24 protein-coding genes are annotated in these 22,073 nt (G+C 63.0%); 16 read left to right on the forward strand and 8 right to left on the reverse strand.

Translation table 11 applies throughout. The features are described from left to right. Window positions 1-91: 91 nt before the first annotated feature. The 8 genes from RX328_RS04510 (at window position 92) to RX328_RS04545 (ending at window position 7,337) form a co-directional block, all read left to right on the forward strand. The gene (locus RX328_RS04510; protein WP_249726156.1) at window positions 92-655 is read left to right on the forward strand and encodes an endonuclease domain-containing protein; all 564 of its coding nucleotides are present in this window, start codon (window positions 92-94) and stop codon (window positions 653-655) included. A gap of 15 nt (window positions 656-670) precedes the next feature. Continuing rightward, on the forward strand, window positions 671-2,386 hold the full coding sequence (ureC, locus tag RX328_RS04515; protein WP_213248501.1) for an urease subunit alpha: 1,716 nt from the start codon (window positions 671-673) through the stop codon (window positions 2,384-2,386). Between the two features lie 46 nt (window positions 2,387-2,432). Then, window positions 2,433-2,732 (forward strand): putative quinol monooxygenase, encoded by a 300-nt coding sequence (locus RX328_RS04520; RefSeq protein ID WP_213248499.1) that lies wholly within the window; start codon window positions 2,433-2,435, stop codon window positions 2,730-2,732. Window positions 2,733-2,758: 26 nt separating this feature from the next. Continuing rightward, window positions 2,759-3,058 (forward strand): putative quinol monooxygenase, encoded by a 300-nt coding sequence (locus RX328_RS04525; RefSeq protein WP_213248496.1) that lies wholly within the window; start codon window positions 2,759-2,761, stop codon window positions 3,056-3,058. Window positions 3,059-3,218: 160 nt separating this feature from the next. Continuing rightward, on the forward strand, window positions 3,219-3,791 hold the full coding sequence (locus RX328_RS04530; protein ID WP_213248836.1) for an urease accessory protein UreE: 573 nt from the start codon (window positions 3,219-3,221) through the stop codon (window positions 3,789-3,791). Next, window positions 3,772-4,509 carry an urease accessory protein UreF gene (locus RX328_RS04535; RefSeq protein ID WP_213248834.1) on the forward strand — a complete coding sequence of 246 codons (738 nt, stop codon included), beginning with the start codon at window positions 3,772-3,774 and terminating at the stop codon, window positions 4,507-4,509. The genes RX328_RS04530 and RX328_RS04535 overlap by 20 nt, the downstream gene beginning before the upstream one ends. A gap of 137 nt (window positions 4,510-4,646) precedes the next feature. Next, complete coding sequence (ureG, locus tag RX328_RS04540) at window positions 4,647-5,279, forward strand: urease accessory protein UreG (RefSeq protein ID WP_213248494.1); 633 nt, start codon at window positions 4,647-4,649, stop codon at window positions 5,277-5,279. Between the two features lie 399 nt (window positions 5,280-5,678). Further along, window positions 5,679-7,337: an HWE histidine kinase domain-containing protein gene (locus tag RX328_RS04545; protein WP_213248492.1), complete on the forward strand. Its 1,659-nt coding sequence runs from the start codon at window positions 5,679-5,681 to the stop codon at window positions 7,335-7,337. A gap of 253 nt (window positions 7,338-7,590) precedes the next feature. Here RX328_RS04545 and RX328_RS04550 read toward each other — a convergent pair whose 3' ends face one another. Together RX328_RS04550 and RX328_RS04555 are read right to left on the reverse strand one after the other, a co-directional pair. Next, window positions 7,591-8,139: a sigma-70 family RNA polymerase sigma factor gene (locus RX328_RS04550; protein ID WP_028349310.1), complete on the reverse strand. Its 549-nt coding sequence runs from the start codon at window positions 8,137-8,139 to the stop codon at window positions 7,591-7,593. Beyond that, complete coding sequence (locus tag RX328_RS04555) at window positions 8,139-8,336, reverse strand: NepR family anti-sigma factor (protein ID WP_057841045.1); 198 nt, start codon at window positions 8,334-8,336, stop codon at window positions 8,139-8,141. The genes RX328_RS04550 and RX328_RS04555 overlap by 1 nt, the downstream gene beginning before the upstream one ends. Before the next feature lie 312 nt (window positions 8,337-8,648). On the opposite strand from RX328_RS04555, the gene RX328_RS04560 reads away from it, so the two are divergent. Then, the gene (locus RX328_RS04560; RefSeq protein ID WP_213248490.1) at window positions 8,649-9,455 is read left to right on the forward strand and encodes a response regulator; all 807 of its coding nucleotides are present in this window, start codon (window positions 8,649-8,651) and stop codon (window positions 9,453-9,455) included. A gap of 125 nt (window positions 9,456-9,580) precedes the next feature. Further along, window positions 9,581-10,564, forward strand: a complete 984-nt coding sequence (locus tag RX328_RS04565) for a DUF808 domain-containing protein (protein WP_213248487.1) — start codon at window positions 9,581-9,583, stop codon at window positions 10,562-10,564. Window positions 10,565-10,681: 117 nt separating this feature from the next. Here RX328_RS04565 and RX328_RS04570 read toward each other — a convergent pair whose 3' ends face one another. Beyond that, a complete protein-coding gene (locus tag RX328_RS04570; protein WP_213248485.1) occupies window positions 10,682-11,119 on the reverse strand; it encodes an energy transducer TonB in 438 nt (145 codons plus the stop codon). Window positions 11,120-11,693: 574 nt separating this feature from the next. Between RX328_RS04570 and RX328_RS04575 the strand changes: the two genes are divergently transcribed. The 3 genes from RX328_RS04575 (at window position 11,694) to RX328_RS04585 (ending at window position 14,691) form a co-directional block, all read left to right on the forward strand. After that, the gene (locus RX328_RS04575; RefSeq protein WP_213248483.1) at window positions 11,694-12,305 is read left to right on the forward strand and encodes an NYN domain-containing protein; all 612 of its coding nucleotides are present in this window, start codon (window positions 11,694-11,696) and stop codon (window positions 12,303-12,305) included. 441 nt (window positions 12,306-12,746) lie between these two features. Continuing rightward, window positions 12,747-14,021 (forward strand): MFS transporter, encoded by a 1,275-nt coding sequence (locus RX328_RS04580; protein WP_213248481.1) that lies wholly within the window; start codon window positions 12,747-12,749, stop codon window positions 14,019-14,021. Window positions 14,022-14,274: 253 nt separating this feature from the next. Next, window positions 14,275-14,691, forward strand: coding sequence for a hypothetical protein (locus RX328_RS04585; protein WP_213248479.1), 417 nt, complete (start codon window positions 14,275-14,277; stop codon window positions 14,689-14,691). Between the two features lie 509 nt (window positions 14,692-15,200). On the opposite strand, the gene RX328_RS04590 is transcribed toward RX328_RS04585, so the two are convergent. The 3 genes from RX328_RS04590 to RX328_RS04600 all read right to left on the reverse strand — a co-directional run bounded on the left by RX328_RS04590 (window position 15,201) and on the right by RX328_RS04600 (window position 17,293). Continuing rightward, window positions 15,201-15,644 (reverse strand): hypothetical protein, encoded by a 444-nt coding sequence (locus tag RX328_RS04590; RefSeq protein WP_213248477.1) that lies wholly within the window; start codon window positions 15,642-15,644, stop codon window positions 15,201-15,203. A 119-nt stretch (window positions 15,645-15,763) separates the two neighbouring features. Further along, complete coding sequence (locus RX328_RS04595; protein ID WP_213248475.1) at window positions 15,764-16,108, reverse strand: YqjD family protein; 345 nt, start codon at window positions 16,106-16,108, stop codon at window positions 15,764-15,766. 81 nt (window positions 16,109-16,189) lie between these two features. Continuing rightward, window positions 16,190-17,293: an AI-2E family transporter gene (locus RX328_RS04600; RefSeq protein WP_249726172.1), complete on the reverse strand. Its 1,104-nt coding sequence runs from the start codon at window positions 17,291-17,293 to the stop codon at window positions 16,190-16,192. A gap of 295 nt (window positions 17,294-17,588) precedes the next feature. Here RX328_RS04600 and RX328_RS04605 point away from each other — a divergent pair, with 295 nt between their 5' ends. From RX328_RS04605 to RX328_RS04615, 3 genes are all read left to right on the forward strand, one after another. Beyond that, window positions 17,589-18,359: a L,D-transpeptidase gene (locus RX328_RS04605; RefSeq protein ID WP_213248471.1), complete on the forward strand. Its 771-nt coding sequence runs from the start codon at window positions 17,589-17,591 to the stop codon at window positions 18,357-18,359. Window positions 18,360-18,392: 33 nt separating this feature from the next. Next, the gene (locus RX328_RS04610) at window positions 18,393-19,034 is read left to right on the forward strand and encodes a DUF2865 domain-containing protein (RefSeq protein ID WP_213248468.1); all 642 of its coding nucleotides are present in this window, start codon (window positions 18,393-18,395) and stop codon (window positions 19,032-19,034) included. A gap of 344 nt (window positions 19,035-19,378) precedes the next feature. Continuing rightward, complete coding sequence (locus tag RX328_RS04615) at window positions 19,379-19,534, forward strand: Thivi_2564 family membrane protein (protein WP_213248466.1); 156 nt, start codon at window positions 19,379-19,381, stop codon at window positions 19,532-19,534. Window positions 19,535-19,603: 69 nt separating this feature from the next. Here RX328_RS04615 and RX328_RS04620 read toward each other — a convergent pair whose 3' ends face one another. Then, the gene (locus tag RX328_RS04620) at window positions 19,604-19,804 is read right to left on the reverse strand and encodes a CsbD family protein (protein ID WP_213248464.1); all 201 of its coding nucleotides are present in this window, start codon (window positions 19,802-19,804) and stop codon (window positions 19,604-19,606) included. Between the two features lie 83 nt (window positions 19,805-19,887). Next, a complete protein-coding gene (locus RX328_RS04625; protein ID WP_213248462.1) occupies window positions 19,888-22,050 on the reverse strand; it encodes a malate synthase G in 2,163 nt (720 codons plus the stop codon). Between the last annotated feature and the right edge of the window lie 23 nt (window positions 22,051-22,073).

The following is a 22,073-nucleotide window of genomic DNA, read 5'->3' on the forward strand; positions in this document are numbered from 1 at the left end:
AATCACATCAGCGGTCGCCATGATGCAATGTGAGGTGAGCACACTGGTGCGGCTCCCTCCCCCCTTGCGGGGGAGGGTTGGAGAGAGGGGTATGCCACACGACGAGGTCAGCAAGATTCAGCGAGATCGCGCCAAGCGCCTGAGGCGCGAGATGACGCGTGCGGAGACGTTGCTTTGGCGCCATCTGAAGGCTGATCGTCTCGCTGGACTTGGCTTTCGCCGGCAGAGCCCGATGGGAAATTACATCGCGGACTTCGTCGCGCATTCCCGCAAGCTCATCGTTGAAGTCGATGGCGAGAGCCACGATTTCGAAGAGCGTATCCGCCACGATGCCAGGCGCGATCAATGGTTCGCGTCTCGTGGTTATCGCGTTCTCCGATTTACCAATAACTATGTGATGAGGAATCTCGAAGGTGTCGTTCTTTCCATTCTCGAAGCAGCGGAGCAAGCGGCACCCCTCTCCCTAACCCTCTCCCGCAAGGGGAGAGGGAACCCGTCCCGCCGGTGCGTCCCTAACGGGTACTGGCGGGAACAAGCCATGATCTCCAGTGATGTGAGCACACCGATCGGGCTCCCTCCCCCTTGCTGGGGAGGGTTGGGGAGAGGGGTGGCCGCGAGTCGCCCTGCCGGCAATTGGCACGAAATTCAGATCTGAACGCTGGAGCCTGATATGTCCGTAAAAATCAAACGTAGCGTCTATGCCGACATGTTCGGGCCGACCACCGGCGACAAGGTGCGGCTGGCCGATACCGATCTCATCATCGAGGTGGAAAAGGATTTCACCACCTACGGCGAGGAGGTGAAGTTCGGCGGCGGCAAGGTGATCCGTGACGGCATGGGGCAGTCGCAGGTGACCAACAGGCAGGGTGCGGCCGATACAGTCATCACCAACGCGCTGATCGTCGATCACTGGGGCATCGTGAAGGCCGACGTCGCGATCAAGGAGGGTATGATCGCGGCGATCGGCAAGGCCGGCAATCCCGACATCCAGCCCGGCGTCACCATCGTAATTGGTCCCGGCACCGACGTCATCGCGGGCGAAGGAAAAATCGTCACCGCGGGCGGCTTCGACAGCCACATCCATTTCATCTGCCCGCAGCAGATCGAGCACGCGCTGATGAGTGGCGTCACCTCGATGCTGGGCGGCGGCACCGGCCCGTCGCACGGTACGTTTGCGACCACCTGCACGCCCGGCCCGTGGCACATGGGCCGGATGATCCAGTCGTTCGACGCCTTCCCGGTCAATCTCGGCATTTCCGGCAAGGGCAACGCGGCGCGACCGGCCGCGCTGGTCGAGATGATCAAAGCTGGTGCCTGTGCGCTGAAGCTGCATGAGGATTGGGGCACCACGCCCGCGGCGATCGACAACTGTCTCGCGGTCGCCGACGATTACGACGTCCAGGTGATGCTGCATTCGGACACGCTGAACGAATCCGGCTTCGTCGAGGATACGGTAAAAGCCTTCAAGGGCCGCACCATCCATGCTTTCCATACCGAAGGCGCCGGCGGCGGGCACGCGCCTGATATCATCAAGATAGCCGGGTTGAAAAACGTGCTGCCGTCCTCGACCAATCCGACGCGCCCCTTCACCCGCAACACCATCGACGAGCATCTGGACATGCTGATGGTGTGCCACCATCTCGATCCCTCGATTGCGGAAGACCTCGCCTTCGCCGAAAGCCGTATCCGCAAGGAGACGATCGCGGCCGAAGACATCCTGCACGATCTCGGCGCGCTCTCGATGATGTCATCGGACTCGCAGGCGATGGGCCGGCTCGGCGAAGTCATCATCCGTACCTGGCAGACCGCCGACAAGATGAAGAAGCAGCGCGGCGCGCTGCCCGAGGACAAGGGCAACGACAACGACAATTTCCGCGTCAAGCGCTACATCGCCAAATACACCATCAACCCCGCGATCGCGCATGGCGTGTCGAAACTGATCGGCTCGGTGGAGAAAGGCAAGCTCGCCGATCTCGTGCTATGGTCGCCGGCGTTCTTCGGCGTGAAACCCGATTGCATCATCAAGGGCGGCTCGATCGTGGCGGCACCGATGGGCGATCCCAACGCCTCGATCCCGACGCCGCAGCCGGTGCATTACCAGCCGATGTTCGCCGCCTACGGCAAGTCGCTGACGGCGTCCTCGGTGGTGTTCACCTCCAAGGCCGCGACGACTGGCGGCCTCGCGCGCAAGCTCGGCATCAGCAAGACGCTCTATCCGGTGAAAAACACCCGCGGCGGCATCTCCAAGAAGAGCATGATCCACAACAGCGCCACCCCAAAGATTGAGGTCGATGCCGAAACCTATGAGGTGCGCGCAGACGGCGAGCTTTTGACATGCGCCCCGGCCGAGGTTCTGCCCATGGCGCAGCGGTATTTCATGTTCTAAGGTCCATCCCGGAACTATATCCAGAACAAAAGTCCGGGAGGATCGAGTGATCTACGTCGTCGCCACGCTGACCATCAAGCCCGAAACGCGCGCCGATTTCATCGCGGCCGCCACCGCCTGTATCAAGGAAACCCGCAAAGAGCCGGGTAACATCGCCTATGACCTGCATGAGAGCGTCACCGATCCCTCAAAGATGGTGTTCGTCGAGCAGTGGGAAAATGCCGAGGCGCTGGTGCCGCATCGTGGCGCCGAGCACATGAAGACGTTCGGCCGCGTCGCCGTGAAATGCATGACGGCGCCGCCGAAAGTCGAAGTCATCACCCCCGAAAAGATCGACGTTCGCTGATCAAGAAAAGCAAGGGGTAGAAACTCATGATCTACGTTATCGCCACCACGCCGATGAAGCCGGAAAACAAGGACGACTTCATCAAGGGGCACAAGGCCTGTATCGCCGAGACGCTGAAAGAGAAAGGCTGCATCTCCTATGAAGGCCACGTCAGCGTGAACGATCCAAACCTGTATGTGGTGGTGGAGCGTTGGGAGACCCGCGACGACCTCAATGCACATGGCCGCGCACCGCACATGAAGGTGTGGCGGGAATACTCCTCGCAGATGAAGACCGCGCCGACGGTGATCGAGATCATCAGCGACGGCAAGGTGGAGAAGTTTTAGTGTTCGCGTATTGCTGCGCATTCAGTGGCCTCTTGGTTCGAGACGCGCGGCGTTGCCGCGCTCCTCACCATGAGGATCTTAGACCTCATCCTGAGGAGGCGCGGAGCGCCGTCTCGAAGGATGAAGCCCAGATGCCCGAATGCGCTTCAGGTATTTCCACATGATCCGCGCGACCAAAGTTTTGGGCCAGCATCGCTGGACGCAAGCAGCCGCCGATACCGTCGTGCTCGATTTCGACGACCGGCACCGGCGGCGGATGGCGATGATGGGCACGCGCGGGCTCGAATTCCTGCTCGACCTGGAGAACGCGGTGGCGCTGCGCGGCGGTGATGCGCTGGTGCTGGAGGACGGCCGGCTGATCGAGGTGGTCGCGGCCGCCGAGCCCTTGATCGAGATCCGCGGCGTCGATCCCCTGCATCTGGTCCGCATCGCCTGGCATCTCGGCAACCGCCATCTGCCGACCCAGATCATGCCGAAGGGCCTGCGTATTCGCCGCGATCATGTCATCGAGGCGATGGTGAAGGGGCTGGGTGCGCGCATCATCGAAATCGAGGCGCCGTTCGATCCCGAAGGCGGGGCGTATGCGCAGGTTTCGCATGATCATGCCTCGCACCATCACGGCCATGATCATCGTCACCATGATGATGATCATGCGCACCATCACGACCACGACGAACATTGCGACCACGATCATCACCACCACGATCATTCCCATGCTCATGACCACAAGTGAGCCTGCGCCCGCCGACGCGAGCAGCGGAATGAGTGCGGAGGAATCAGCGGCGCTGTACCGGCTGATGACCTGGCTGTCGCCGTCCTTCCCGGTCGGCGCATTCTCCTATTCCAGCGGCATCGAATGGGCGGTTGAGGCCGGTGACATTACCGACGCCGCCTCGCTGCGCGACTGGCTAGCTGCGATGCTGGTTGACGGTTCCGGTTTCTGTGACGCCGTGTTTCTGGCGCAGGCGCATCGCGCCGCGTCCGTGCAGGACGCCATGGCGTTGCGCGACATCGCCGAACTCGCTACTGCCTTCGTGCCCTCGCGGGAGCGTCAGCTCGAGACGACAACGCAGGGCCGCGCCTTCATCGACATCGCACGCGCCGCCTGGGCCTGCGACGGGCTCGACAGCATGGTTGCTGCGAGCGGCAGCGCGATCGTGTATCCCGTCGCGGTTGGCGTCGTCAGCGCCGCGCATGCCGTTCCGCTTGCGCCGGCGATGCACGCCTTCCTGCATGCCGTGGTGTCGAACTGGATTTCCGCCGGCGCGCGCCTCGTGCCGCTCGGGCAAACCGACAGCCAGCGCATTCTCGCCGGCCTCGAAATCGATGTCGCCGCCACCGCCCGCCGCGCGCTCGCAGCTTCCCTTGACGATCTCGGCAGCGCTACCTTCCGCGCCGATCTCGCCAGCCTCCGCCACGAGACGCAGTATACGCGGCTGTTTAGGTCATGAGGCCGCAGCAAGCTGTAGCCCGGATGGAGCGAAGCGTAATCCGGGGGCACCTCACATTCGGATCAACTGGTCCCGGATTGCGCTGCGCTCCATCCGGGCTACGATCGTCCAAGCGCGCAACTAGAAGAGCATCGCAAATGTCAAAATCTCACGGCCCGCTCCGTATCGGCGTCGGCGGTCCTGTCGGCTCCGGCAAGACCGCGCTGATGGACCTGCTCTGCAAGTCGATGCGCGAGCGCTACGACATCGCCGCCATCACCAACGACATCTACACCAAATGGGACGCGGAGTTTCTGGTCCGCTCGGGCTCGCTGACGCCGGACCGCATCGCCGGCGTCGAGACCGGCGGCTGTCCGCACACCGCGATCCGCGAGGACGCCTCTATGAATCTCGCGGCGGTCGCCGACATGCGCGCGAAATTTCCCGATCTCGATCTGGTGCTGATCGAATCCGGCGGCGACAATCTTGCCGCGACGTTTTCCCCCGAACTCGCCGATCTCACGATCTACGTGATCGATGTCGCCGCCGGCGACAAGATCCCCTCCAAGGGCGGGCCTGGCATCACCCGCTCGGACCTCCTCGTCATCAACAAGATCGACCTGGCGCCTTACGTCGGCGCGTCGCTGGAGAAGATGGAGACTGACGCCAAGCGTATGCGCGGCGAGCGGCCGTTCGTGATGACCAATTTGAAGAAGAGCGAGGGGCTCGATCGCATCATCGGCTTCATCGAGACCAAGGGCGGCCTGCGCCCGGCCGCGAAGGCCCGGTAGGGCCCAGACCTCCCTCGCCCCGTGAAGAACGGGGAGAGGGACCACAGCGAGCGCGGGATAGCCGACCCAGCGAACAGGCGGCCGAACAAGCGGTCAGGCCAGCGGCAGGTGAGCGGCGCGTTAACATTAATGCTCGGTCCGCCGCCGCAGCCCTCGGATTTGTCCGTCCGCGCCGGAACCAAATCGACGCTGTCAGATTATCAACTTCTGGCGCCGCCAAATCAGCGTTAACGGCTGCCGTGTTGTTTGCCCGCTGCCAAGCTGTCAGTTGCGTGCTGATGATCGCTCCGTCATATTCGCCGCGCTTGGCCTTCGCGCTATTGCCATGTGTCTCTGCCCCGGCAGACCTCGAAATGCTTCCAATACGTCTTCGCCAACACGTCATTCCTGAGTAAGCGAGTGGTTCGGCTGGGCTTCATTATCGGCTTTATCGCGCTGATCGGAGTTCTGCTCTCCGGTCTCGCAGCCTATCGCGTTCACGAGCAGGAACTGGCGATCGACGGCATCGCGCTGTCGCGCGCCATCGACGTTCATGCCAGCCTGGTGCAGGACCGGCTGACCGAGCGCGAATTGCTCGCGCGCGTTGCATCCGGCCTATTTCGTTCACCCTCGGTAGTGAAGGCCAACATGCTGCAGCCGCTGCGTTCGGCGATCTATGCCTTCAAGACCGATTTTGTGGTTGCGTCCTGGATCGCGCGTCTCAAGCCGGGCGATCTGGCGGCTGCGCAGGCGGAGTTGAAGGGGGCCGGGTTCACCAATCCAACGATCAGGGATTTCGACGACAAGCCGCTGGATCTCCGGACCATCAACAAGCCGATCGACGTGCTGATGGATCTCGAGCCGCGCAGTCCGGATACGCTCGGCTTTCCCGGCCGCGCCTACGACCGCCACTCGGTGATCGGGCCGATGCTGGCGCAAGCGGCGGCAACCGGCAAGCCGCTGGCCTCGGACCCGATCCCGCTGTTGCGCCAGAACGGGCCGATCGGTCTCGTACTGGCCTCTCCGATTCTGCTGGAGGGCAGTTCGGAGCCGGCCGGCTTCGTCACCTTTTCCTACGAGTTGGCGCCGCTGATGCTGACCGATGACGACCGCTCGCTGTTTTCGGTGGTGTTGAAGGACCCTGATGACGCCAATGACGAATATGTCGCCAACGAGCAGGGCGTCGTCACGCTGCGGGCGGTGAGGCAGGGCGATCCGCTGCCGTCGGTGGTGCGGACGGTAACGTTCGGCGGCCGCGACTGGTCGCTCGGCTATTACGCCAAGAACAACGCCGCGCAGCGTGCGCAGCAGACCGCGATCGTCGTCGCGGCCATTGGGCTGGCGCTCACCGGCATCGTCTGCGGGCTGTTCGGCTATGTCGCCTACAACAATCTGCGGCTCAGCCGCGAGATCGAGGTGCGGATCGGTTTCGAGCGGCGCTTGACCGCCGTCATCGACGAGCTCAACCACCGGGTCAAGAACATCCTCGCCGTGATCCAGTCGATCGTGACGCGCACGCTGCGCCACGGCTCCGACATGGATGTGTCGCGCGAGCTATTGATCGGCCGCATCCATGCGATGTCGAACGTGGTGACGCTGCTCAGCGAAAGCCAGTGGCAGGGCGTCAAGCTCAAGGGCCTGTTCGAGTCGCGCGCGATCCCGCATGCCGACCGTATCGTCGTCAACGGCCCGGATATCGCTGTCAGCGCGCGTGCCGCCCAGTCGCTCTCGCTGTTGTTCTTCGAACTGGCCTCGCACTCAGACGAGGGCCTGTCGCTGGTCGGCAAGCATCCGCATATCGTCGCGAACTGGGAAGTCTCGGGCGAGGAGCCCGACACGATCTTTCATTTCCGCTGGGAAGAGTTCAACACCAGCGCAGCGACGCGGCGCGAAGACTCGGATTTCGGCCTCATCCTGCTCGACCGCGTCGCTCCCGAAGCGCTCGGCGGCACGGCAAAACGCTACTTCACCGATGTCAGCTATGTCTACGAACTCACCGCGCCGATGGTAACCGTGGTCGACATGACCGAGCGCGACCGCACGGGCGAGATTTCCGCGCCGGTACGGCCGGTAAAGTAGGTCACTCTCTCCGCACGTCGTCCTGCGTGCGCAGAGACGACGGAGTTGGAGAGCTGTACGCTCCATCTCCGCATTGGTTCTCATCGCGCTAATCACGGAGGAGCAGTAGCCCGGATGAGCGAAGCGACATCCGGGGCCGATCTGCAGTTGCTCCCGGATATCGCTGCGCTATCCGGGTTACGACACTACGACACCGGCAACAAAAAAGGCGGCCCGCTCGGGCCGCCTTTTCCGTGCCGTCTCGATCGCGTCGTCAGCCGCCATTGCCGCCGATCACGGCGCGCACCGTCTCGTCGGGCCCGAAATCCTCGGCGCCCTCGACATAGAGCAACGCTGAGAGTTTCGAGCGCGCGCGGTTGACGCGGCTCTTGATAGTGCCGACCGCGCAGCCGCAGATGGCAGCGGCGTCCTCGTAGGAGAAGCCGGAGGCACCGACCAGGATCAACGCTTCGCGCTGGTCCTGCGGCAGCTTGTCGAGCGCTGTGCGAAACTCCTCGAACTCCAGATGCGCGTTTTGCGACGGCTGGGTCTTCAAAGTTTTCGCGTAATTGCCCTCGGCGTCCTCCACCTCGCGCCGCCGCTTGCGATAGTCGGAGCGGAACAGGTTGCGCAGGATGGTGAACAACCAGGCCGGCAGGTTCGAGCCGGGCTGGAACGAGTCAATGTTGGCAATGGCGCGCAGCAACGTTTCCTGCACAAGGTCGTCCGCACGGTCACCATTGCCCGAAAGTGAGATCGCGAACGCGCGCAGGCTTGGTACCGACGCCAAAATGTCGTCGCGAAGAGAGTCCGTGAGAGGCATTAGTCCCTCCCGTCATTTTTTGCTGTTTCGTCGATCTGGGCCGCCGCCGCCTCCGGCCCATCGAGCTTCCGGATCAGCTCCGCAAAGCGGTCCGGCACGCCCTGTCGGACCACATCATCGTACATGGCGCGAAGCTGGTGGCCGATCCTCGATTGAATCTCGGCATTGAGCCCGCCCTGCTTTTTTGCTTCCTTCATGGTCTGATCCACGCTTCCCCGAGAGTTAATTCTCTGTGGTTTCAAGAGGTTACCTCGAAATTGGGCCTAGCCGCCGCGTTATAGGTCAGAGGCTAATGCGAATATCTGCGGATGGTTCCGAAAACTGGGAACTTTTTCTGGAACTTTTTTGGCTTCCGCGAGTAGTCGGGGTGCCAGGGGAACCGGGTCCCCCCGAATCAAGGCTTAAGAAACTTTTAATTGGCGCCGGACGCGGCGCTCAAGGTTACGTCCGCCCAGATGCGACCCTAAGTAACGGCCAAGGATACGGCCCAAGACAAGGATGGAATGGGGATGTCCCGATCACAGCTCGTTGCTGAACATCTGCCGCTGTTGCGGCGCTATGCCCGTGCGCTCACCGGAAATCAGGCCTCGGGCGATGCCTATGTGGCCGCCATGCTGGAGGCCCTGCTGCAGGATGGCTCGCTGCTGGATGAACGGTTCGGCCCGCGCGCCGGGCTGTTCAAGCTGTTCACCCAGATCTGGAATTCGGTCTCGCTCAACGACAATCCTGATGTCGCGACGCTGGCGCTGCCGCCGGAGCGGCGGCTGTCGAACATCACGCCGCTGCCGCGGCAGGCTTTCCTCTTGCTGTCGCTCGAAGGCTTCTCCGAGGAAGAGGTAGCGTTCATTCTCAATACCGACATTGCCGAGACCCGGCAACTGACGGATACCGCCGGCCGCGAGATGGCGGCGGAAATCGCCACCGACGTCCTGATCATCGAGGACGAGACCTTCATCGCGATGGACCTCGAGAGCCTCGTGAAGAATCTCGGTCACAACGTCATCGGCGTCGCCCGCACCCATGCCGACGCCGTCGCGCTCGCCAAGAACAAAAAGCCCGGCCTGATCCTCGCTGACATCCAGCTCGCCGACGGCTCGTCGGGCCTCGATGCGGTCAACGAATTGCTACGCGCGTTCGAGGTGCCGGTGGTGTTCATCACCGCTTACCCCGAGCGCTTCCTGACCGGCGAACGCCCCGAGCCCGCGTTCCTGATCTCAAAACCGTTCCAGCCCGCGATGGTTTCGGCGGTCGCGAGCCAGGCGTTGTTCTTCCAGCGCAACTCGCGCAATCGGACCCCGCGCGCAGCCACCGGTTGATCTAGGCCTTGTTGAGTGAGTAGGAATGCATCCGGCGCGCTCGACTAGCGCGCCGGATTTTTCTCGTCGTGTACATGCCGCAGCTTGTCTGCGATGAATCTGCGAATGGTGTGGGGTAGAATTCGATGAGTATCGGGCTGATCGGCCTTCTCGACGATGTCGCTGGTATCGCGAAGGTAGCCGCAGCCTCCCTCGATGATGTCGCTAGCCAGGCCGCCAGGGCGGGCGCAAAAGCCGCAGGCGTCGTGATCGACGATACCGCGGTCACGCCCGGTTACGTGATCGGGTTCGAGCCGAAGCGCGAGCTTCCCATTGTGGGCAGGATCGCCGCAGGATCGCTGCGCAACAAGCTGTTGATTCTGCTGCCAGCCGCCTTGGTGCTGAGCTACTTCCTCCCCTGGACGATCACGCCGCTGCTGATGCTGGGCGGCGTCTATCTTTGCTACGAAGGGGTCGAGAAAGTGCTGGAAGCGGTCATGCCCCATCAGGCACACCAGCACGAGGCCCAGCTCGGCTCGGTGTCGTTGAACGCTCAGTCAGTCGAAGACGAGAAGGTCGCAAGCGCGATCAAGACCGACTTCATCCTTTCAGCCGAGATCATGGCGATCACGCTGGCGGCGCTCCCAGCGGGGAGCATTTGGAAGCAGGCGCTCGTGTTGGCGGTCGTGGCGATCGGAATCACCGTCGCCGTGTATGGCGTGGTCGCGCTGATCGTGAAGGCCGACGATGTCGGCGTGGCTCTGGCGCGGAGCGACCGCGCCTCGGCTCTAGGCCGCGCGCTCGGACGCGGCATCGTTCGCAGCATGCCCGTGCTTCTGAAACTCCTCAGTGTGATCGGCACCGCCGCCATGATCTGGGTGGGCGGCGGCATCATCCTGCATGGCCTCGAGGTCTTCGGCCCGCCCGCGATCGAACACGCCGTCAAGGCGGCGGCCGAGGCTGCGGCGCACGCGGTGCCGCCCGTCGCCGCGATTGTCGAATGGATGGTTGAGGCCGCCATCTCCGGTGTCATCGGATTGCTGATCGGCGCCGCATCGATTCCGGTCGTCGGATTTGTCATCGCGCCCGCGTGGAAAGCCGTGAAAGCTGTTCTGCAAGGAGGTCGGTAGGCCAGGTAATGCGTGTCGAAGCGGCGCTCATTCTGGGCGAACCACTCGGCGTGCGTGAGGTCGTGGCGATGGTGCTGGCGGCTGGCCTTGCGAAGGGCGTGATGGAAGCCGTGTGGCTCAACAGCCGCGGCAGATGCTGTTCACCTTGGACCTCAGCCTCGCTTCTTCCTGTTCCCACGACGGGCCGGGCTGGTTCGCGAAGCCGGGCCGGTTCGCGAATATAAATGGGATTGCCAATCTCAGATGATCTTCATTCAGGTTCGGCGGAGGTATCGGAAACGGTTGGGCACGTTCGATAATCGCCAGGCTTTCTTCGTCGAGCGCGCGATTGCCGGTACTTTCCTCGAGCCAGCGAGAAACCAGTCCGCCATTGCGGTCCAGGACGAAACCGACCTTGGCGGTGCCACGGTGGTCCGACGCTGCCGCTGGAAAACGCTTGCTGCTATCCAACCGGGCAATGATCTCCTTGTGCCATTCCTTGATCGTTTCGGACCGCGCAACAGCAGGCATGGCGATCGTAGTAAGCAGGGCAATCAGGCTGATTCGGCGCAACATAGGAGACTCTGCAATTTTCAACGCGCCGGATCATATTCGCCTTTTGGTTGATTACAAGGCAGGCTGATCGGTTTGCTCGTGGCAGCGCCGATGCAGCGATGCGGGCTTCCGGCCCACCGGCGCCGGACGATACCGAGCTGGTTCAGCGAGCCAAGCGTCCGGATGAAAGCCCTGGCAGCCTTCGCCGCCCACGAGGGCGAAGTTACCGCCGGCTACGTCGCGGGCGGCAGGCGCGGCTGATGCAGCCTACGTCACAGTTCGGCTGAGGTCGCACCCGCCCGCAGCGTCACTGCGGATGCGGCTCATAAACCTTCGTATAGTCGGTCCATCCGTTTCGATACCGGCGGCTTACCTCGGTACAATTGAGCTCGGCGCGCGCGCACTTTAACGTTGGCGCGTCGAGGCAGGATGCATATCGATTGAACTACCGGCGCAGCGCACGATTGTTCCTCCCGGTCGTCGGCGCCACCTGCCTCGTCACCTCGGTCAGCTTTGGTACCTTAGCAGCGTGCAGGCAAGCCTTTAGCGAATGCTCGCTCGATCGGCGTGCCCTTAAATGAGAGTCCAGTGTCTGATGACACCGTCCGATAGAATCGCGGTCTTTATCGATGGCGCCAATCTATACGCGACCGCCAGGACACTCGGTTTCGATATCGATTACCGGCGTCTGCTCAAGGAGTTCCAGGGCCGTGGCGCGTTGTTGCGCGCGTTCTACTACACAACCGTCATTGAGGATCAGGAATATACATCCATCCGTCCCCTGATCGATTGGCTCGATTATAACGGCTACACCGTCGTCACCAAGCTCACCAAGGAATTCGTTGACGCCAGCGGCCGCCGCAAGGTGAAGGGCAGCATGCATGTCGAGCTTGCCGTCAATGCGATGGAGCTCGCCGGGCGCATCGACAGGATGTTTCTGTTCTCCGGCGATGGGGATTTCCGCCCGCTGCTGGAGGCGGTGCAGCGCCGCGGCGTGCACGTTACTGTCGTCTCGACCTTGACCAGCCAGCCTCCGATGGTGGCTGACGAACTGCGGCGTCAGGCCGACGCTTTTCTCGACCTTGCGGAATTGAAAGCAACGCTCGGGCGCGATCCGTCCGAGCGGCCGGGACTACGCGAAATCCGCCAGCAATTGCCGCCGTTCGCGACGCGCGGAGCGATCAATGGCGGTGGCATTGCGGGATGATTTCTGATTGGTCGATTGAACCGCAGGCTGCGGACTGACCCGAATTGTTGTTGCGTAGAGTTGGAATGGATCCCGCGCGGCCGCTGCACGCCTGTCTTTTTGTGCCGCGGTCTGTGAAGCAGTTCACCTCCGGCTTGTGAAGCCGGCGGTATGATTGCTTCTGCTGATACGCCGCCGATCCCGGAATTCCGCACGTTGGGACCGGGAACCGCCGGCGTTACCGTGTTCTCGGCCAGGCACCTCCCCCTGGCTCGGGCCACCAGCTTCGACGTGAAAGCTGGTCGGACTATCCGGCGCGCCACCTGCGCGCCGGATTTTTTCAAAGGGCCATGCACGCACTGACATGGAGGCTACCAATCGGATCGATTGCTTGTTGAACTGAGCGCCGCGCCCGCATAGGCTCGCTGCAACGAGAAAACAAACGGAAACGTCCCGTCACCGATGCAGCCCGCCGAGCGGCCTTTCCCCCTCCGCCGGGGCCTGATTATCGTTGCGACCTTGGCGACCGCCTATGTCGCGAGCCATTTTTATCGAGCCTCCAACGTCACCATCGGTCTCGACCTGATGCGCGATCTCGCCATCGGGCCGGAAGCACTGGGAGCGCTGACCGGCGCGTTCTTCTTCGGCTTCGCCGCGATGCAGATCCCGTGCGGCTTCTTTTTCGACCGTTTCGGGCCCCGCTATACCGTGGTCGGCATGCTGATCGTGGCCTGCATTGGTGGCGCGATGTTCACGCTGGCGCCGAGCTGGCCGGTGCTGCTCACCGGCCGCGTGCTGATGGGGGCCGGCTGCGGCGTGATGCTGATCGGCAGTATGGTGGTGATCTCGCGCTGGTTTCCGCCGGATCGTTTTTCCACGCTAACCGCGATCGTGCTGTCAATCGGCCTGCTCGGCAACCTCGCCGCCACCACGCCGCTCGCTTGGGCGTCGCAGGCGGTCGGCTGGCGTCCGGTGTTCGGCGCCGTCGTCGTCTTCACCGCGCTCGCCACGATCGCGATCTTTCTGGTGGTGCGCGACGCGCCGCCCGGTCACCCGTTCCTGAGCCGCAAGGTGGAGCCGCCCGGCGAGATGCTCAAAGGCCTGATCGAGGTGCTGCATAACCCGCGCCTGAAGCCGATATTGGCGCTGAACTTCTGCAACTATGCCTGCACCTTCACCGTGCAGGGCCTGTGGGGCGGCGCGTTCCTGCGCGAGGTGCATGGCCTCGGCCCGATCGCGGCCGGCAACGTCCTGCTCTGCGCGGTGATCGCCTACCAGGTCGGCATGCTTGCCTTCGGCCCGCTCGACCGCCGGCTCGACACCCGCAAATGGATCGCCATCGGCGGCACCTCGGCGATCATTTTGTTGCTCGCGATTCTGGCGCTGTTCTCCCACCCGCCTGCCTGGCTACCGATCGGCGTCATCGTCGCCATGGGCTTCTTCTCCGCTTCCAGCACCATGGTGATGACGCACGGCCGCGGCATCTTCCCGGATCGGCTGATCGGCCGCGGCATCTCGACGATGAACACGTCGGTGATGCTCGGCGTGGCCTGCATGCAGACACTCTCCGGCATCATCATCGGCGCCTTCGAGCCGCTCGCGAACGGCGCGCGCACGGAGGAAGCCTATCGCGCGTTGTTCGGCACGCTGACGCTGGTGCTGATCGTGGCGGTTGCGATCTACAGCAGATCGCAAGATGTGAAGCCGAGTGAGGAGATGAAGGCGGCGGGGCGATAGAAGCAGGCAGATTTGAAAAAAAGCAGGGCGCGACCGGCATCACCACGGTCGCGCCCTACGTCGCCGGTCAATGGGGCAGGGGGAATAACCGGCTGCCAGGATGACTCCGAGCCCCCCAAAGTCGTTCCAGCCTCCGACAAATATTTTTTGGGAATCTTTTTCATACACGGTTAAGTGATCGATAAGCATCGGACCTACGGCTACTCGGTTCGGGTTGTGTTCGTGATCGCCATGGGGCGAGGGACACCGAGCCATGTCACAGATTTTCAAAGCAATTTTTGCCCTTCTTGCCGTCTTCGCTACGTTTGGCGCCGTTCAGCTCGCTTCCGGTCACGATCTGGCCAGCCGGCTGAAGCTCGCCGCGACCTCACCCGGAACAGACATCAGCCGCGGAGCAGACATTAACCGCGCCGCCAAGGCCGACCGGGCGGCCGTCAAAGCCGCGGCGGGCCAGACCGAGACGATAACGATCCGGACCGTCGGCCTCGACGACACATCCGTAGTGGTACGTGTTCCCGTGGTTCAAGAGGAGGCGCGGAACCGCCCGGCGCCACCCGCCAAGCCAGACAACAAACCTGACAAATCGAAGACGGTGATCGCCTGCGAACCGCCGGTCAGCGTGTTGACCGAAGTCGCAAAACTGCTTCAGCCCGGCCGCTGCGTCACCTGATCCGCGGCTCCGCGGCGCGAGACATCGTGTCCGCCAAGCGAGATCTGTAGGGTGGGCAAAGGCGCGACAGCGCCGTGCCCACCATTCCAACCGTTCGGTGCAAGTGATGGTGGGCACGCTTGCGCTTTGCCCACCCTACAAACTGAGAGCTGATTTGCTCGCGCCGAAGACGCGCGCACCCGGTCTTCCCTGCGCCCTCTGATTGGAGAGGGCGGTGAGTTGACAAAAAAAACTCGGGTGCAATGCGCCGCGAGAAGGCCGCCTCATATTCCGTTGTCGTCACCCTCGAAGGCGGGTGACCCAGTATTCCAGAGACAGCAGTGATTGAACCGATAGGCCGCAGCGTACTGGATCCCCCGCTTTCGCGGGGGATGACAGCTTGTGGTGCTTCGGCACTCGTCGTTATTGCGACCCGTTGGCTCGCAATGATGTGGATGGGCCGTTGCGCGCTGGATACGCATGCGCGCGGGCCGACGACAACTTCGTTATCTCACGACGGGCGAGCTCACCTACTCCGCCGGCGCCTCGCCGCTGCTTGCGTTGGCGCGGCTCGCGAGAAATCCGAGCGCCAGTCCGCCGATCGCGAGAATCGGGATCAGCTTCTTGACGCCGACGGCGCGGATCACCTGGATGCCGGTCGCGACCAGCATCGGATCGGACAGCACGGTCTGCGCGGTGGATTTCGCCTTCGCCGCCTGTTTGGCGCGCGCCTCGATCTCCTTCTTGCGCACCATGTAGAAGCCGGCCGCAATGAGCGCGACCACGAAGAAGATGGCGGCACCGGTGAGGCAAGCCTGCACGGGACCGTATCGCTCCAGCACGAACACGAAGGCCGCTGCGCAGAGAAAGGCGGCCGTGACCAGCAATGCCATCGCTGCCGCTGCCGCCAGCGAAGTGAGCCGCAACGCGGTGCCGGTCGATTCCTTGAAATCGTCGATCAGTCGCTGAAACATGGCCAAGCCTCGATCTGAAAACCCGCGTCAACGAAACACGCCGCAGCGCTCCGTCGCCACGGGAATGCAAGAGGCGATGCAGGCCATGGCTGTCCAGCGCACGCGATCCTTCGCCAAACCTACCTACGCCACGCCACACCGATCAGAAAGCCGATCCCCAGCGCCAGGGCGACGGTTGCCAGCGGACGCTGCGTGATGGCGTCTTCCAGCGTCTCCTCGATCGAAGATGCGGCATCCTGGGCGGCGTCCAGCATCGCGCTGCCGCGCTCGGACACGTCGTCGGCCACCTGTTCCGCATTGGCGCGCGCCTGCCTGAAGCCATGTCGCGCCTGCTTGCCGGCGGTGCCGGCAAAACTGCTCAGCGCGTCGGTGATCTGCTCGGTCAGGGCTGCGATATCGTTTTTCACAGCGGTCATATCCTTCTGCAGGCGCTCGTAGGTCGCTTTGTCCGTCAGATTCTTCATTGCGGCGTCAGATATCGAAAGCTCCCGGGTACTGAGTTCATCCGCGGAACAAACGCTCCGCCGAATGGGAAGTTCCTTGCCCTAGTCCTCCGGCAGTTGCGGCGAATCCGGCGGCATCAAGTGCTCCTTCATGATCAGCGCGACGATCAGAAGCGGCGACGACAGGAAGGCGCCCATCGGGCCCCACAGCCAAGTCCAGAACGCCACCGCCAGGAAAACCGCAAGCGCGTTCAGCGCCAGCCGGCGGCCGACGATCGTCGGCGTCAGGAAATGGCCTTCCAGGAAAGTCATCACGGCGAACATGGCCGGCGCCAGCAGCCCGGCGCTGATGGTCGGGAGCGCGACAATGCCGACCACGACCAGCACTGCAAACATCGCCACCGGGCCGATGATCGGAATGAAATTCAGGATCGCCGCCAGTGCGCCGAGACTGGCCGGGTTGGGCATGCCCGTGACCGCGCAGATCAGGCCAGTGGCGATGCCGACGCCGGCATTGATCGTGGTCACCAGCAGCAAATAGTTGCCGAGATGCTCCTCGATCTCGTTGAGGATCCGCAGCGTCCGCAGCCGCCACGCCCGCTCGCCGAAATTCAGGATCAGGGCCCGGCGCAGGTCCCGCCAGCTCGCAATGAACAGGATCAGCGTTGCGATGAACAGCAGGAATTCGGCAAAGGTCGGCGACAGGAATTCCAATGTCGGCTGCACCCAGTCGACCTTGGGCAGATGCAATGTCGTGAGCGTACCGGGCCCGCCGAGCATGCTCTGCAGTTCCTGCCAGAGTGCGAGCGGCCGGTCGAACACGTGCAGCTTGTCCTTCAAAAGCGCTCCCAGCTCCGGAAGTTTGCCGCTCCATTCGATCGCGGGCGAGGCGATCAGGCCGACCATGAAAGCGGCGGCGGCGCTGGTGGCAGCCACGATCAGCACCGCAGCGACTGCGCGCGGAATGCGGTAGCGCTCCAGGAGGCTGGCGGCCGGGGACAGCATGGTCCCGACGATAAAAGCCATCGTGATCGGCAGAAGGAGCGCCTTGGCAAGATAGAGGCCGGCAATGATGCAGACGACCAGGAGGCCGACGAGCGAGATCGCCACTACTTCGGTGCGGCGGATGACCGGCGGCAAATCGAGCTTGCTCTCGGGGACCGGCGTGCCTTCCTGCTCGTGAGAAACCTGGCGTTCACCGGGCAACGGCTTTGTCGGCGGGGATTTGGCGGCCAAAGGTTTGGCGGGCGAAGGCTTGGTGGGAATGACGCTCACAATGATTTTCCCTCGCCCGAAGCGGCGGTGACACGGCAAAAGCGACGTCGCGAACCGGACTGCGATCATAACGTGACGCCAAGGTGCGAGTTCCAATCGCGCAGGCGTGAGCGCTGTCGCACTTGACGTGATGCGACGCGACACCGGCGGTTCGGAACCGCCGGCTTGTGGCCGCGTTTGCTGGTGTAGAGCATCCAATGATGCACATATCCCACGGGGCAGTCCCATGACACAGTCCTCCGACCGCCGGCCTTTGTCGCGCGTGGCGAGCATGTTTGTCCTCGTCGCCGCCGTCTTGCTGACGCCGTCGACGCTCTCGAGCGCTGCGAACGCGCAAACGCTCGGCTACGCGTCCACCCAGCCGAATGCTTATCCCGCCGATGAGGTGATCGCGTCCGACGAGGGCGCGACGCCCGAACGGCTTCGCCGCGCCGTCGTCCCGTTCGGTACGACGGAGGCGCCGGGTACCATCGTCATCGATACCGGCAACACCACGCTCTATTACGTGCTCGGGCAGGGCCGGGCCATCAGGTACGGCGTCGGAGTTGGCCGCGAAGGCTTTACCTGGGCCGGGGTGCAGACCATCAGCCGCAAGGCGGAATGGCCGGATTGGCATCCGCCGGCCGAGATGATCGCGCGCCAGCCCTATCTGCCGCGCTTCATGGCCGGTGGTCCCGGCAATCCGCTCGGCGCGCGGGCGATGTATCTCGGCACCAGCCAGTACCGCATTCACGGCACCAACGATCCCTCGACGATCGGGAAATTCGTCTCGTCCGGCTGCATCCGCCTGACCAATGAGGACGTTATCGATCTGTTCAACCGGGCCGATGTCGGCACCAAGGTCGTGGTGCTGCCGAAGAACGCGCCGGTCATGGCGCGCGGCGGGGATTCCAGGACCGGCATCACGGCTCGTCCGGCCGCCGCGCATCCGCGCCCGGTCGCAATTGGTCCGTCGGGCCGCCAGGCGATGAGCCTGATGGCGCCGGAGCTCAACTGAATTGTGCCTGGTATGCGTGAGAGGAGAGCGTTGATGCGATCGGGAAAACTGGCGGCGTGGGGCGCAGCCGCGCTGGCCTGCGCGTCGGCGTTGGCGCCTGCCGCGCAGGCGCAGGACTTCTTCTCGCAGCTATTCGGCGGATTCGCTCGCCCGCGCCACCAGCCCTACATCCAGATGCCCTTCGCAAATGACGACGGTCGGGTGTACGCGCCGCGGGGTGAGGGGCGTTCGCGCTATGCCGGCGGCGGTCAGGCGTATTGCGTGCGGACCTGCGACGGGCGTCACTTCCCGCTCACAACGTCCGACAACGCAAGCCGGGCGGCCTCCTGCAACAAGCTATGCCCGGCGAGCGAAACCAAGGTGTTCTACGGCAGCAGCATCGACGAGGCCGCGGCCGAAAATGGCAAGGCGTACTCGGAATTGCCGAACGCGTTCCGCTATCGCAACGAACTCGTCAGCGGCTGCACCTGCAACGGCAAGGACCCGGTCGGGCTGGCGCAGGTCAAGATCGAGGACGACCCGACGCTGCGCAAGGGCGACATCGTCGCCGGCGCGAACGGGCTCCTGGTCGCGGGCCGCAGCGCCGACAAGCGCGGCGCCGAGCTGAACTTCTCACCCGCATCAGAAAAGGTCCGCGCCAAGTATGGGCGCGTGCCCGTGGTGGCGCGGGATTGAGGATTGTGGTGCCCAATTCCGTCATGGCCGGGCTTGACCCGGTCATCCATCCATCTTCAGAAAATTCGTGCGAAGGGCGATGGATGCCCGGGTCAAGCCCGGGCACGACGAGTCTTTACGCTGCGCGGATCTTGCCGAGGAACGCGGTGACCTATTGCGTCTCCAGCATCTGGGAAGCCTGCTTGACACCCTCGGCGACCGCCGCTGCCGCGTAGGCGTCGGCCTTCGCGCCGACTGCGATTTTCCAAGCGAGCTCGGTTCCGTGGCGCGGAACCCGGCGCGCTCGTTCACGTTAACAAAACACTACCAGCGCATTTTCCGGCCAAGGCCGAAGGGGGCTCCGCATGTTTGTCAGTGTACTCATCACGTTCCTGGTCGTTATCCTCGTCCTCTATCTCATCAACCTGCTGCCGCTCGACGGCCGCGCCAAGCAGATCGCCCGCGTCGTGGTGATCATTCTGGGCGTGATCTCGCTGTTGAGATACATCGCGGTGATATAGCCGCTGCCGCCAACGAAAAGGCCCCGGCGCAGGCCGGGGCTCTTTTGCTCGAAAGCGTGTTCCTATTTCCTACTTCAAGCTTTTGAACCAGTCGTCCACGTCCTTGCGGATCTGGTCCTTGGCGAAGCCGTAGCGCTGCTGCAGCTTGCCTTCGAGTTGCTCGCGGCTCCCCTCGATCACGTTGAGATCGTCATCGGTGAGCTTGCCCCACTTCTGCTTGGCCGCGCCCTTGAACTGTTTCCAGTTGCCTTCAACCCTGTTCCAATCCATCGTCATCTCCTCCTGTTGAGATGGACGATCAACGGCGATCCGCTCCGGACGTTCCGGCCGGAACCGCGGCATCATGACATGGCTCAGCCGGCCGCCTTTGCCTCGCGGCGGCGCGCGGTGAGGATGTATTCGGTGTAGCCGTTCGGCTGCTCGCGGCCCTTGAAGACGAGATCGCAGGCGGCCTGGAAGGCAACACCGTCGAACGAAGGTGCCATCGGCTTGTAGAGCGGATCGCCGGCATTCTGCTTGTCGACCACGACCGCCATGCGCTTTAGCGACTCCATCACCTGATCCTTGCTGACGACGCCATGCGCGAGCCAGTTCGCCAGATGCTGGCTGGAAATGCGCAGGGTGGCGCGGTCTTCCATCAGGCCGACGTCATGGATGTCGGGCACCTTCGAGCAGCCGACGCCCTGGTCGATCCAGCGCACGACATAGCCGAGGATGCCCTGGCAGTTGTTGTCGATCTCCTGCTTCACGTCATCAGGTGCCCAGTTCGACTGCGATACCGGAATGGTGAGGATGTGGGAGAGTTTTGCGCGCTGGCCGCCCTTGGCGAGCTCTTCCTGGCGCGCGATTACGTTGACCTGGTGGTAGTGCAGCGCGTGCAGCGTGGCGGCGGTCGGCGAGGGCACCCATGCCGTGGTGGCGCCGGCCTGCGGATGACCGAGCTTCTGGCTGAGCATGTCGGCCATCTTATCGGGTGCCGCCCACATGCCCTTGCCGATCTGGGCATGGCCGGGCAGGCCGTCGATCAGCCCCATGTCGACATTCCAGTCTTCATAGGCCTTGATCCAGGGCTGCGCCTTCATGTCGTTCTTGCGGATCATCGGACCCGCTTCCATCGAGGTGTGAATCTCGTCGCCGGTGCGGTCGAGGAAGCCGGTGTTGATGAAGCAGATGCGCTTCGATGCGTTCTGGATGCAGGCCTTGAGGTTGACCGTGGTGCGGCGCTCCTCGTCCATGATGCCGACCTTCATGGTGTTCTCGGGCAGTCCGAGCAGCTTTTCCACCTCGCCGAACAATTCACAGGTCAGCGCGACCTCGTCGGGCCCATGCATCTTCGGCTTGACGATATAGACCGAGCCGGTGCGGCTATTCCTGACTTTCGAATTGCCCTTGAGATCGTGGATCGCGAGCAGACCGGCGACCGCAGCATCCAGCAGACCTTCCGGAATCTCCTCGCCCTTCTCATCGAGCACGGCGTCGGTGAACATGTGATGGCCGACATTGCGCATCAGCAGCAGGCTGCGGCCGTGCAGCGTCAGCTCCTTGCCGTCGGGCGTCTTGTAGACGCGGTCGGGATTGAGCGAACGCTTCACCGTCTTGCCGCCCTTTTCGAAATCGGCTGAGAGTGTGCCGTTCATCAAACCGAGCGTGTTGCGATAGATCAGCACTTTGTCCTCGGCGTCGACGGCGGCAACCGAGTCTTCCATGTCGAGAATGGTCGAGACCGCCGATTCCAGGATCATGTCGGCGACGCCGGCCGGATCGTCCTTGCCGATCGCGTGGTTGCGATCGATCTTCACTTCGACATGCATGCCGTTGTTGACCAGCAGGACCGCGGAAGGCTGGGCGGCATCGCCCTGGTATCCGGCGAACTGCGAGGCAGATTTTAGCGCGGTGGCATTGCCGCTCTTGAGCTTCACCGCGAGCTGGCCGGCAATCACGCTATACGACGTCACGTCGGTGTGGCTGCCAGTCGCCAGCGGCACCGCGGCATCGAGGAAGGTCTTGGCCTTGGCGATCACCTTGTCGCCGCGCGCCTTGTTGTAGCCCTTGCCGCTTTCGCTCGGATCGTGCGGAATCGCGTCGGTGCCGTAAAAAGCGTCGTACAATGAGCCCCAGCGCGCATTCGCCGCGTTCAGCGCATAACGGGCATTGGTCAGGGGAACGACGAGCTGCGGCCCGCAGATCTTGCCGATTTCCTCGTCGACATCAGATGTCTCGACCTGCTTCGTGGCCGGCTCGGGCAGGAGATAACCGATCTCCTTGAGGAACGCCGTATAGGCGTTCATGTCGAAAGCCTTGCCCTTGTTGGCGCGATGCCAGCCGTCGATCTTGACCTGCAGTGCGTCGCGGAGGGCGAGCAGCTCGCGATTTTTCGGCCCGAGCTTTTTGACGATGGCGGCGACGCCGGCCCAGAATGCATCGGGCGAAATCCCGGTCTTAGGGGTCGCCTCCTTGGCGATAAAGTCGAACAGGACGGGGGCGATCTTCAATCCGTGGGCATCGACACGATTCATGATGGGCTTTCTCGATAGAAATT

This window comes from Bradyrhizobium sp. sBnM-33 (genome assembly GCF_032917945.1).
GTDB lineage: Bacteria > Pseudomonadota > Alphaproteobacteria > Rhizobiales > Xanthobacteraceae > Bradyrhizobium.